Below are 11,997 nucleotides of genomic sequence, written 5' to 3' on the forward strand. Positions count from 1 at the left end.
TCTTTTTGATCCCTCCCTCTGATCCCTCACTGGGATCCCCCCTGTCACGTACCACCCCGTGCCATCGGCCATCCGGGGTATCGATGACACCGACCCGCCTCCGAGGCGGTTGAGTCGGACAGGTACATCTCGCCGTACACGATCTAGGGAACGCGCGACGGCGGAACGGGCGTTGTGCACAGGGGGAGCAGCGAGCAGCGGCTCAGTGGAGGAGAGCGGATGACGCAGGGGATCACCGTGCACGGCACGGTCGCCGAGGGATTCGAAGCGGTGCGCGAGGAGTTCGCCGCCTTCGTCGCCGAGGAGCGGGACGACTACGAGGGGCAGTTGTGCGCCTACGTCCACGGCCGGCCGGTCGTCGACCTGTGGGCGGGTGAGGGCGTCGACGGGGACTCGCTGTACGGCGTGTTCTCGTCCACCAAGGGCGCCGCCCATCTGGTCGTGGCCCTGCTCGTGCAGGACGGCACGCTGGAGCTGGACCGCAAAGTCACCTACTACTGGCCGGAGTTCGGCGCCGAGGGCAAGGGTGCGCTGACCCTGCGCGACGTGCTCGCGCACCGCGCGGGCCTGGTCGGCACCGACACCGGCTTCAGCGCGGCCGAGCTGGCCGACGACCGGGCGCTGGCCGAACGCCTCGCCGACCAGCGGCCGTTCTGGCGGCCGGGCACGGCCTTCGGCTACCACGCCCTGGTGATCGGCGCGCTGACCGGCGAGGTCGTCCGGCGGGCGACGGGCCGCACGATCCAGGAGCTGTACGAGGAGCGGGTGCGCGCCCCCTACGCCCTGGGCTTCCACCTGGGCCTGCCCGTCTCCCACGAGCCCCGCTTCCGCACGGTCCAGCCGATGCTGCCGACCCCCGAGCAGCAGGCGGTGCTCGACGCGCTGCCGTCCGGACCGCACAGCCTCTCCGCGATCGCCTACAACCGGCACACGCCCGAGCCGACCGACCTGGCCGCCCTGCCGAACGAGCGCGGCGTCCGCGCCAAGGGCCCGGCTTCGGTGGGCGGCGTCGCCTCGGCGCGCGGCCTGGCCGGTATGTACGCGGCGATGATCAGCGAGGTCGACGGCAAGGCACCGCTGCTGAAGGAGGACACGGTCGCGGAGTTCGGCCAGCCGCACTCCGTCGGGTACGACCTGGTGGCCCGCACCCACAAGTCGTACGGCCTCGGCTTCCAGGCCACATCCGACACCTGGCACCCGTTCCTGGGCGCCGGCGCGATCGGCCACAGCGGAGCGGCGGGCTCCCAGGCTTTCGCGGACCCCCGCAGCGGCCTGGCGTACGGCTACACGCGCCGACGGTTCGCTTTCCCGGGAGGGGCGGCACCAGAGAACGAAAGGCTGGTGGCGGCACTACACCGGGCGGCGCTGACTCCTTAAGGGGCGCGGGGCTGTATCGATATGCGGCTCCGCCGCGTGGGCGCGAGCAACCAACGACAACCCGCACCCGCACTCTCACTCTCAACCGCACCCGGCAGACGCCACCCGCGCCAAGCCGGCGCAGCGCAGCCGCACCCCACGTCCAAGGATGCGGCTGCCGTTGTACGCAACGACGGTTCTCAGACCAGCGTCACGGTGATGTTGCCACGCGTCGCCTTCGAGTAGGGGCACACCTGGTGCGCCTTCTCGACCAGCTCCCGCGCGGCACTCTCCTCGACGTTCGGGATGCTCGCGGAGATCTCCACGATGATCCCGAACCCCTCCTCGTTCCGCCCGATCCCCACCTTCGCGGTGACGGTCGAGCCGGAGACGTCGGCGCCCTCCTGCCGGGCGACCACCCCGAGCGCGCCCTGGAAGCAGGCGCTGTACCCGGCGGCGAACAGCTGCTCGGGGTTGGTACCGGCGCCGTTGCCGCCCATCTCCTTGGGCGGGTTCACGACGACGTCGAGCTTGCCGTCGTCGGTGGCGACCCGGCCGTCGCGGCCGTTCTCCGCGGTGGCGACGGCGGTGTACAGGACGTCAGAACGACTGATTGGGGTGCTGGGCATGCGGTTGTCTTCCTCCTCGGTCCGCCGCGACTCGCGCCCACGATCGACGGCGGATTTCGGAAAGAAGTTACCGCATGTCGGAAAGTTCAGGCCAGGGTCGGGGCCCGTCAGAGTTTGACGATCATCTTGCCGGTGTTGTCGCCGCGCAGAACCCCGAGGAACGCCTCCAGGTTGTTCTCGATGCCCTCGACGACGGTCTCGCGGTACTTCAGCTGCCCGGACGCCACCCACGGACCGACCTCGGCCACGAACTGCGGCTGCAGGTCGTAGTGGTCGCCGACCAGGAAGCCCTCCATGCGGCCACGGGTCTGGATCAGGCGGACGAGGTTCTTCGGTCCGGGCGCGGGCTCGGTGTTGTTGTAGACCGAGATCATGCCGCAGATCGCGATCCGGCCGCCCTGGTTGAGCGAGCCGATGGCCGCCTCCAGGTGGTCGCCGCCCACGTTGTCGAAGTACACGTCGATGCCGTCGGGAGCGGCCTCGCGCAACTGCTCGCTCACCGGCCCCTTCTTGTAGTTGAACGCGGCGTCGAAGCCGTACTCCTCCACCAGCAGCTTGACCTTCTCGTCGGACCCGGCCGAGCCGATGACCCGCGACGCGCCCATGAGCTTGGCGAGCTGTCCCACCTGGCTGCCCACGGCACCCGCGGCGCCGGACACGAACACCACGTCGCCCTCCTTGAAGGAGGCGGTGCGCAGCAGGCCGGCGTAGGCGGTCAGGCCGGTCATGCCGAGCACGCCGAGGTACGTCGACAGCGGCGCGGCCGCGGGGTCGACCTTGACGGCCTGCTTCGCGTCCACGGCCGCGTACTCGCGCCAGCCGAAGAAGTGCAGGACGTGGTCGCCGACCGCGATGCCCTCGGCGTTGGACTCGACGACCTCGCCGACCGCGCCGCCCTGCATGACCTTGCCCAGCTCGAAGGGCGGGAGGTACGACTTGGCGTCACTCATCCGGCCGCGCATGTACGGGTCCACGGAGAGGTACTTGTTCCGCACCAGTACCTGGCCCTCGCCGATGGCCGGCACGGGTGCCTCGACCAGGGCGAAGTCCTCGGGCTTGGGCCAGCCGACGGGGCGGCTGAGCAGGTGCCATTCGCGGTTGATCATGTCGGTGCCTTTCCAGATTTACTTCAGAAGCTGAAACAACCATGCGCCTGAATATTTCATGATGTCAAGTAACGGAGTACTCTGGAGTGCATGTCCACTCCAGAGAAGACCCGCCGCCCCGACGCCCTGACCATGGAGGTCGTCGAACTGATCGGCGACGTCGTGGCCCGCTTCTACGCGGACTACGAGCTGGCGGCGGGCGAGCACGCACTGACCGGTCCGCAGGCGCGCCTGCTCAGCCTGCTGTCGCTGGAGCCGCTGCCGATGCGCAAGCTGGCCCAGAAGCTGAAGTGCGAGCCGTCGAACGTGACGGGGATCGTGGACCGCCTGGAGGCGCGCGGTCTGGTGGCGCGCCGCCCCGACCCCGCCGACCGCCGGGTGAAGCTGGCCGCCGCCACCGACGAGGGCCTCCGGCTCGCCCGCGACCTGCGCGAGGGCCTCCGCTTCGCCCGCGAACCCCTGGCCGGCCTCACCGACGAGGAGCGAAGCTCCCTGAGGGACCTGCTGCGCCGCATGCTGGACGCGTAGCGCCCGCTCGCCGACCGGGACAAGGTCATGAACAAGCCAACGGCGTCCCCCGATAGGGTTTCCCCATGCGCGATCTCGGGGTGGGTTTCGGTTATCTCCTCAAGGGCCAGCGGTGGGTGGGCCGACACGGCAAGCAGTACGGCTTCGGCCTGCTGCCCGGCCTGATCACGCTGGTCCTGTACGCGGCGGCGCTGGTCGCGCTCGCCGTGTGGGGCGAGGACGGCGTCGCCTGGGCGACCCCGTTCGCGGACGACTGGTCGAGCCCCTGGCAGGGCCTGTTCCGCGGCTTCCTCACGGCCGTCCTCTTCGCGCTCGGCCTGCTGCTGGCCGTCCTCACCTTCACGGCCGTCACCCTGCTGGTCGGCCAGCCCTTCTACGAGAGCCTGTCGGAGAAGGTCGACGAGGACGTCTCGCCCGACGGCACCGCACCCCGGTCCGGCCTCCCGCTCTGGCGCGAGCTGTGGATCTCCGCCCGCGACAGCCTGCGGATCCTGGTCCGGGCCCTGCTGTGGGGCGTCCTGCTCTTCGCCCTCGGCTTCCTGCCCGTGGTCGGCCAGACGGTCGTCCCGGTGCTCGGCTTCTTGGTCACCGGCTTCTTCCTCACCGAGGAACTGACCGCCGTGGCCCTCCAGCGCCGCGGGGTCGAACTCCGCGCCCGCCTCACCCTGCTCCGCTCCCGCAAGAGCCTGGTCTGGGGCTTCGGCACGCCCCTCGGCCTGGCCTTCCTGGTCCCGTTCGTCGCGGTGTTCCTGATGCCGGGCGCGGTCGCGGGGGCGACCCTCCTCGCCCGCGACCTGCTGGGCGAGGAGAGCACCGAGGAGGAGGACGCCGAGGACGGCGAGCGGGTCACCTCCTGAACGTGGCCTCTGCCGCCACCGTCACGATCGACCGCACCTGCGCGATGATGTCCAGCCGGTTCCGGACGAACTCCGGGTCGGTCACCGTGCCCGTCGCCGGGTCGGTGTTGCCCGTGCCGAACTGCAGCACGGGTGTGTGCACATGGCCGCCCGGCAGCGTGTCGTGCAGGCCCAGCCGGTCGCGGAGCAGGGTCGCGCGGTAGGCGATCTCGTTGGAGAGGTAGTTGCCGCCGCCTCCCGCACGGGCCGTCGAGCCGGCGGTCGGTCCGTCCGGCCGTACGACGGCATCGGTGCCGCCCGCCGGGATCTCGGTCACCTCCGTGTGGTCGTACACCGGGAACCGGCCCGTGTCCGCGGCCGTGATGGCGGCGTACGGCAGGGTCGTGGCCGTCCACTGGGGCTGCGCGGCCGGATCGGTGACGGGGACGGTCTCGGTGCGGGAGACGTTGTCGTTGTCCGGGAAGCCGCCCCGCCAGGCGCCGTTGCTGCGCTCGATGTCGAAGCGCCCGACCCGGCCCTGGCTCACGGTCGTGAACAGGTCGACCTTCGGCAGGTAGGGCCGGAGCGTCCGCTCCACCGTGCCGTCCGCGAAGTCCTGCCAGCGCACGGGGAACACGGCCGTCTCCACCCGGGCCGGACCCTCGGCCGTCTCGATCACCGTGCCGTCCAGCGCCAGCGCGCTCGCCCCGGAGGGGTTGGAGATACGGATGTCCCGGTCGAGCGTGAAGGGGTCGAAGCCGGTGAGGAGGACACGCCTGAGGTGCGGCTGCCCGGGATAGCGGATGTCGGTCTGGCCACGTGAGGTGCTTTCCAACTGCTCCAGCAGGGATGCGCGCTGGACGTCGGTGAGGCCGAACTCCGGCTGCCAGGTGTGCACTTGTCGGGTCATCCCGAGGCGCGCCCAGTACAGCGGCCGGTCGTCGTCCCGGCTCAGGGCCGCCCGTCGCTCACCACCACCCTTCCGAGGAAGCGCCCCGCGCCCTTCTGATTCCGCCGGCCCCCGCCCCTGCGCCCGGTCCACGGCCCGCCGCCACAGTGCCGACCCTTCGCGGACGACGATGCGGCGGGCCTGCGCGTAGGAGCGGGCGCGCTCCAGGGCGTCGGCGAACTCCGGTGCCACGTCGTCGAATCCTGAGCGACGGAGGATCTCCTGCGGCACTGCCTTGTCGAGCCGCTGCTCTTCGACGGTCGGGGAGGGGATGGCCGCCCGGGAGGCGCAGGCCGCCGTCGCGGGAGCCGACAGACCGGCCAGCAGAGCCATGCCGAGCACGGCGGTCCGAATGCGTAACGAGGTCACGGGAGCCGGGATCCTTCCGTCGCTGTGTGGTGCGTGGTGCGGGGGACGGCGGAAGTATCGCGTGCGGGGATGGTCTACGCCATGGTGCGGGGCAGCCGTGCGGCCTTGCCGAGCAGAGCCGGGATGAGGCGGAGGCGGAGATCGAAGTCGTGGCGGCGGTGCCCTCGGTCGGGTCTGGACCAGTGACCCTCACTCCACCGGCTCGCCCAGCAGGCGCAGGAAGTCCCGGAACGCGCCCGGCATGTCGACCGACTCCGGGTCCAGCAGCCACTGGTACTGGAGGCCGTCCATCACCGCGACCAGCAGGGGGGCGGTGCGCTCGGGGGTGAGGCCGCCCGGCAACCGGTCGCCGTACTCGGTGCGCAGGACCGCCGTCATGCTCTCGCGGACCCGGGCGTAGCGCTCGCTGAAGTAGGAGCGCGCCGGGTGACCCTCCGTCACACTCTCGCCGAGCAGCGCCGAGAAGGTCTGGATGATGGCCGGGCGCATCGCGTTGTACTCGACCAGCGAGGCCAGCAGGTCGACCCGCCACCGGGTGTCCGGCACCGCGTCCCACCGGTCCCGCTCCTGGAGCACGGCGACCAGCAGGGCGTCCTTCGTCGGGAAGTGGTGCAGCAGCCCCTGCTGGGTCAGCCCGACCCGCTCGGCCACCGCGGCCAGGCTCGCCCCCCGGTAGCCGCGCTCGGCGATCACCTCCAGGGCCGCCCCCACGATCTCCGCGCGCCGCTCCTCGCTCCTGACCCTCGCGTTCATGACGTCACCGTACGGCATTCCCACCAGGGAAATATAACGGCAAGATGACAAAACCTACCGATCTACAGGTAGTGGATGCAGGATGTGCGGGATCCAAGGCACTCAGCGAGGAGGTACCGCTGTGGCGGAGACAGACGAGGCGCGCGCAGACGAGGCCCGCGAGACGGTCGTGGAGGCCGCGCTGGGACGGCTCGATCTCGTCGCCAAGGCGCGGCTGCTGGCCGGGCAGGACATGTGGACCCTGCCCGCCCTGCCGGAGATCGGCCTGAAGTCCCTCGTCATGTCCGACGGCCCGATCGGCGTCCGCGGCGTGCGCTGGACCGCCGACGACCCGTCCGTCGCCCTGCCCTCGCCGACCGCGCTCGCCGCCACCTGGGACCCGGCCCTCGCCCGCCGGGCGGGCGTGCTGCTCGCCCAGGAGGCCCGCCGCAAGGGCGTCCACGTGCTGCTCGCGCCGACCGTGAACCTGCACCGCTCCCCGCTCGGCGGCCGCCACTTCGAGGCGTACAGCGAGGACCCGTACCTGACCGGCGAGATCGGCTCCGGCTATGTGACCGGCGTCCAGTCCGGCGGCGTCGGCGCCACCGTCAAGCACTTCGTCGCCAACGACGCCGAGAGCGACCGCTTCACCGTGAACAACCTGGTCTCCGAACGCGCCCTGCGCGAGCTGTACCTGGCCCCCTTCGAGGCGATCGTCGCGAACGCCCACCCCTGGGGGATCATGACCGCCTACAACCAGGTCAACGGCACGACGATGACCGAGCACCACCACCTGGTCAACGAGGTCCTGCGCGGCGAGTGGGGCTTCGACGGCTTCAACGTCTCCGACTGGATGGCCGCCCGCGACACCGTCGGCGACATCGAGGGCGGCCTCGACGTCGCCATGCCCGGCCCCGAGACGGTCTACGGCGAGGCCCTCGCCCGGGCCGTCCGGGACGGCCGGGTCGCCGAGGCCACCGTCGACGCCGCCGTCCGCCGGGTACTGCGCCTCGCGGCCCGCGTCGGCATCCTGGACGGCGCCGAACCGGTCGTCGCCGAACCGCCCGCGCCGGTCGACGGCGAGGCCCTGGCCCGCGAGATCGCCCGTCGCTCCTTCGTCCTCGTGCGCAACGAGAACAGCGCACTCCCGCTGAAGGCCGGCACGGTCGCCCTGATCGGCGCCGCCGCCCGCGACGCCCGCATCCTCGGCGGCGGCTCCGCCACCGTCTTCCCCGCTCGGACCGTCTCCCCGCTCGACGGCCTCACCGCCGCCCTCCCCGAGGGCACCCTCACCTACGCCGTCGGCGCCGACCCGACCACCGAACTCGCCCCCGCCGGCCAGGGCTTCACGCTCCGCGCGGTCTGCCGCGGCACCGACGGCAACGTCATCGGCACGGGCACCGCCCCGGGCGGCCAGATCCAGTGGATGGGCGCCGACCTCCCCGAAGGGGTCGCCCACGACATCCTCCACACCGTCGAGCTGACCGGCACCTTCACCCCGCGCGAGTCCGGCCCGCACACCTTCGGCATCAAGGGCATGGGCGCCTTCACCCTCACCGTCGACGGCACGACGTACTACGACGACGTCCAGCGCCCCGAGAGCGAGGACCCCTTCGAGACCCTCTTCGCGCCCCCGGCGCCCCGCGCCCAGGCCGAACTCACCGCGGGCGAGCCGGTCGACGTCTCCCTGACCCACGTCGTCCGGTTCCCCGAGAACATCCCCATGAAGGTCATCACCTTCGGCCTCGCCCACTCCGGTCCCCAGCGCGACCCCGACGAGCTGATCGCCGAGGCCGTCGAGACCGCACGCGGCGCCGACACGGCCGTCGTCGTGGTCGCCACCACCGACCGCGTCGAGTCCGAGGGCTTCGACCGCACCGACCTCCGCCTCCCCGGCCGCCAGGACGACCTGGTCCGCGCCGTCGCCGCCGCCAACCCGAACACCGTCGTGATCGTCAACTCCGGCTCCCCGGTCGAACTGCCCTGGCGCGACGAGGTCGCCGCCGTGCTGCTGACCTGGTTCCCCGGCCAGGAGGGCGGCGCCGCCCTCGCCGACGTGCTGACCGGCGCCCACGAGCCCGGCGGCCGCCTCCCCACCACCTGGGGCTCCCTCACCGACGCCCCCGTCACCCGGGTCGTCCCCGCCGGTGGTGAACTGCCCTACACCGAGGACGTGTTCATCGGCTACCGCGCCTGGGAGAAGGCCGGCCGTGCACCCTCGTACCCCTTCGGCCACGGCCTCGGTTACACCGACTGGACCTACGAGGCCCTGGAGACGGACGGCACCACCGCCCGCATCCGCCTGCGCAACACCGGCGAGCGCCCCGGCCGCGAGGTCGTCCAGGTCTACCTTTCCCCGGCCGAGCCCGACGCCGGGCGCCCGGCACGCGTACTGGCCGGATTCGCGGGCGCCGAGGCCGGACCCGGCGAGAGCGTCGAGGTGACGATCGAACTGGCCCGCCGTGCCTTCGAGGTCTGGGACGACACGGCGAAGGCGTGGGCATGTGTGAAGGGTTCGTACGAGATCACCGCCGCCCGCTCGATCACCGACCACAAGCTCACCGCGACGATTAACGTCTGATCCGGGACAGTCCCCACACACCGGGGACAAAGTCCCCCACGAGCAGCCCCGGTCCGGGACCTGACCCCTGGACCGGGGCTCATTCAGCGGACCGAGAAGCCGTACACCGTCTCCGAGCGGAAGACCTCGCCCGGCCGCAGCTCGGTGCTCGGGAAGTCCGGGTGGTTGGGGGAGTCCGGGAAGTGCTGGGTCTCCAGGGCGATGCCGCCGCCGGGGGCGAAGGGGGGCGCGAGGTGGTCGGCGGTGTAGAGCTGGAGGCCCGGCTCGGTCGTGGCCACGGTGAGCACCCGGCCCGATGCCGGGTCGTACAGCTCGGCCACCTCCTCGGCCGCCTCGGTGACACCCTTGTCCAGCACGAAGTTGTGGTCGTAGCCGGAGCCCACCTTGCGGGCCGTACGGAAGTCGAAGCGGGAGCCGGAGACGTCCGCCAGTGCTCCCGTTGGGATCAGGTCCGTGTCCACCGGGGTGTAACGGGAGGCGGCCAGCCGCAGTTCGTGGCCGCCCGCGTGGCCGGAGCCGCTCAGGTTCCAGTACGTGTGGTTGGTGAGGTTGACGACGGTCGGCGCGTCCGTGACGGCCTCGTAGGCGATCCGCAGCGCGCCGGACGCGTCCAGCGTGTACGTGGCCGTCACCTCCAGCCGGCCCGGGAAGCCCTCCTCGCCGTGCGGGCTCACCCGGCTCAGCCGCAGCCCGTGCTCGACCGGCTCGACCTCCCACACCCGCTTGTCGAACCCCTGTACGCCACCGTGCAGCGAGTTGGGCGGGCTGTTCGGCTCCAGCGCGTACGTGCAGCCGTCCAGCGGGAAGCGGCCGCCCGCGATGCGGTTGGCGTACCGGCCGACCAGAGCGCCGAGATACGGCTCCGGGTGCTCCCGGTAGCCGTCGAGCCCCGGGAACCCCAGCGTCACGTCCGCCGTACGCCCTCCCTCACTCTCGGCTTCGCCCGAGCGGGGGGACCCCCATCGGTCCGGGACCTCCACCGACTGCACGATCCCGCCGTACGACAACACCCGCACCCGCACCCCGGCCCGCTCCAGCGTCCAGCGGTGCACCGGGGTGCCGTCGGAAAGTGTGCCGAAAAGTTCGCTCATGTGGGAAACCCTAGGTCACGGCTTCTCCGCGGTCACCGTGCGGTAGGCGATCTCGGCGAGCCGGGCCTGGCCGTTCCGGCCCGGGTGGAACCAGTCCCAGTGGCTGAGCTGCTCCGTGTCGAAGCGGTAGTCGAAGACCGCGTTCCGGTCGAAGCGGCAGCGGCGGTCCTTGGCGCACACGTCCTTCAGCACCGCGTTGTAGGCCTCCACCCGCTTTTGCACCTTGTCCCGGCGCAGCGTGGCCCTGCCGGTCAGGTCGTCCGCCTCACCCAGCATCGACGGGCAGATGCCCAGCTTCCAGACCTGCTTGCCCAGCGGGTTCGTCCGGCCCTGTGACCACAGCCGCTTCAGGTTCGGCACGCTCGCCACGTACACCTGCGTCTTCGGCAGCGCCGCGCGCAAAGTGGCCAGCGACTCCTCGAAGTCCGCGCGGAAGGAGGCCACCGACGTCATCGCCCGGGCCGACGAACGGCACGCGTCGTTCGCGCCGATCATCACCGTCACCAACTCGGGGCCGCGGGCGGCCGCCTGGGTCATCTGCTCCGGCAGGTCGGCCATCCGGGCACCGGTCACCGCGTAGTTCCAGCTGTGCTCCGCCGCCCCCGTCACCCCCAGCAGCCGCACCGCCAGGCTGTCGACCTTGGCGTCGCTGCCCGTCGCCCACGACACCTCGGGACAGTCGGAGAGCACCGTGCACGCGTCGAACCCGCGGGTGATGGAGTCCCCGACCGCGGCGATCGAGTCCGGGCTGCGGTTCCACACCGGCGTGGGCCGGGCCGAGGGACGGGACGCGCTCGCCCCGGAATCCTTCGTATCGCCGCCACCACCGAAGGCGTCACACCCCGCCGTGCTCAGCACGGCCGCCGTCACGACGGCAAGGGCAGCCCGCGCACGGTGGCTTCGCTTCCGCATCCCTGCTGATCCCCTCGCTCGACGTGCAGTGCTCCCTCACATAACAACGCGCGAGGGTTCCCGGCCCGGAACCTTGGAACGGCGCACCCCCGTACAAGCGTCCCCCTGGGTGAATGGCGGGAGTTTCCTGGCGCCGGGACCGACAGTACGTCACACTCCTTGCGCCGCCGCAGGGTAGCCTCGCCATCAACGCGGCCGTCGCGCCACTGCCGCCCAGCCAGTCCGCAAGATGTCCCGCTCTGCCCGGAGGTTCCGGTGACGACACGTGGAGTTCTGTACGTGCACTCCGCGCCGCGCGCGCTGTGCCCGCACGTCGAGTGGGCCGTCGCCGGGGTGCTCGGCACGCGCGTCAACCTCGACTGGATCCGGCAGCCCGCGGCCCCCGGCACCTGGCGCTCGGAGTTCTCCTGGCAGGGCGAGGTCGGTACGGCCTCCAAGCTCGCCTCCGCCCTGCGCGGCTGGCACCTCCTGCGTTTCGAGGTCACCGCGGAGCCCTGCCCCACCGCCGAGGGCGAGCGCTACAGCTGCACCCCCGACCTCGGCATCTTCCACGCCGTCACCGGCATCCACGGCGACATCCTCATCCCCGAGGACCGCCTCCGCGCGGCCCTGCTCCGCAGCCAGCGCGGAGAGACCGACCTGGAAGCAGAACTCTCCAAGCTCCTCGGCAAGCCGTGGGACGACGAACTGGAGCCGTTCCGCTATGCGGGAGAGGGAGCACCGGTGCGGTGGCTGCACCAGGTGGTGTGAGTACCGGGACATGAGGAAGGGCCCCCGCCTGCGGCGAATTCCAGGGGTCGTTGCAACACAGTGATCAACTGGCTGTGGCCAGGAGCTTAGCGAGGCGCGGGGGGGGGGGTTTCCACCCCGCCGGGTGTGGAGGGGGGCCGCTAGTCATCGAGCGCCCC

Annotated in this window: 11 protein-coding genes; 5 read left to right on the plus strand and 6 right to left on the minus strand. The window is 71.6% G+C overall.

Annotation, left to right across the window (positions count from 1 at the left end; genetic code table 11):
- Positions 1-219: 219 nt before the first annotated feature.
- Positions 220-1,377, plus strand: a complete 1,158-nt coding sequence (locus ACWC5O_RS22490) for a serine hydrolase domain-containing protein (protein ID WP_450591180.1) — start codon at positions 220-222, stop codon at positions 1,375-1,377.
- A gap of 179 nt (positions 1,378-1,556) precedes the next feature.
- Here the strand turns inward: ACWC5O_RS22490 and ACWC5O_RS22495 are convergent, their stop codons facing one another.
- Together ACWC5O_RS22495 and ACWC5O_RS22500 are read right to left on the minus strand one after the other, a co-directional pair.
- A complete protein-coding gene (locus tag ACWC5O_RS22495; protein WP_450591181.1) occupies positions 1,557-1,985 on the minus strand; it encodes an organic hydroperoxide resistance protein in 429 nt (142 codons plus the stop codon).
- 107 nt (positions 1,986-2,092) lie between these two features.
- The gene (locus tag ACWC5O_RS22500; protein WP_450591182.1) at positions 2,093-3,091 is read right to left on the minus strand and encodes an NADP-dependent oxidoreductase; all 999 of its coding nucleotides are present in this window, start codon (positions 3,089-3,091) and stop codon (positions 2,093-2,095) included.
- Positions 3,092-3,181: 90 nt separating this feature from the next.
- Between ACWC5O_RS22500 and ACWC5O_RS22505 the strand changes: the two genes are divergently transcribed.
- Positions 3,182-3,619: a MarR family winged helix-turn-helix transcriptional regulator gene (locus tag ACWC5O_RS22505; protein ID WP_450591184.1), complete on the plus strand. Its 438-nt coding sequence runs from the start codon at positions 3,182-3,184 to the stop codon at positions 3,617-3,619.
- A gap of 65 nt (positions 3,620-3,684) precedes the next feature.
- Complete coding sequence (locus ACWC5O_RS22510; protein WP_450591186.1) at positions 3,685-4,476, plus strand: EI24 domain-containing protein; 792 nt, start codon at positions 3,685-3,687, stop codon at positions 4,474-4,476.
- Here ACWC5O_RS22510 and ACWC5O_RS22515 read toward each other — a convergent pair.
- Together ACWC5O_RS22515 and ACWC5O_RS22520 are read right to left on the minus strand one after the other, a co-directional pair.
- Entirely contained in the window at positions 4,466-5,773 is a 1,308-nt protein-coding gene (locus tag ACWC5O_RS22515) for a pyroglutamyl peptidase (RefSeq protein ID WP_450591187.1), read from the minus strand. The genes ACWC5O_RS22510 and ACWC5O_RS22515 overlap by 11 nt on opposite strands.
- Positions 5,774-5,962: 189 nt before the next feature.
- A complete protein-coding gene (locus ACWC5O_RS22520; RefSeq protein ID WP_450591197.1) occupies positions 5,963-6,544 on the minus strand; it encodes a TetR/AcrR family transcriptional regulator in 582 nt (193 codons plus the stop codon).
- A 64-nt stretch (positions 6,545-6,608) separates the two neighbouring features.
- On the opposite strand from ACWC5O_RS22520, the gene ACWC5O_RS22525 reads away from it, so the two are divergent.
- Positions 6,609-9,086, plus strand: coding sequence for a beta-glucosidase H (locus tag ACWC5O_RS22525; protein ID WP_450591189.1), 2,478 nt, complete (start codon positions 6,609-6,611; stop codon positions 9,084-9,086).
- Positions 9,087-9,169: 83 nt separating this feature from the next.
- Here the strand turns inward: ACWC5O_RS22525 and ACWC5O_RS22530 are convergent, their stop codons facing one another.
- Positions 9,170-10,177 (minus strand): aldose epimerase family protein, encoded by a 1,008-nt coding sequence (locus tag ACWC5O_RS22530; RefSeq protein WP_450591191.1) that lies wholly within the window; start codon positions 10,175-10,177, stop codon positions 9,170-9,172.
- 15 nt (positions 10,178-10,192) lie between these two features.
- Positions 10,193-11,089 carry an SGNH/GDSL hydrolase family protein gene (locus ACWC5O_RS22535; protein WP_450591192.1) on the minus strand — a complete coding sequence of 299 codons (897 nt, stop codon included), beginning with the start codon at positions 11,087-11,089 and terminating at the stop codon, positions 10,193-10,195.
- Positions 11,090-11,344: 255 nt separating this feature from the next.
- On the opposite strand from ACWC5O_RS22535, the gene ACWC5O_RS22540 reads away from it, so the two are divergent.
- Complete coding sequence (locus tag ACWC5O_RS22540) at positions 11,345-11,839, plus strand: DUF3145 domain-containing protein (protein ID WP_145883325.1); 495 nt, start codon at positions 11,345-11,347, stop codon at positions 11,837-11,839.
- The last annotated feature ends 158 nt before the right edge of the window (positions 11,840-11,997 follow it).

It is taken from the genome of Streptomyces sp. NPDC001450, from assembly GCF_053597295.1.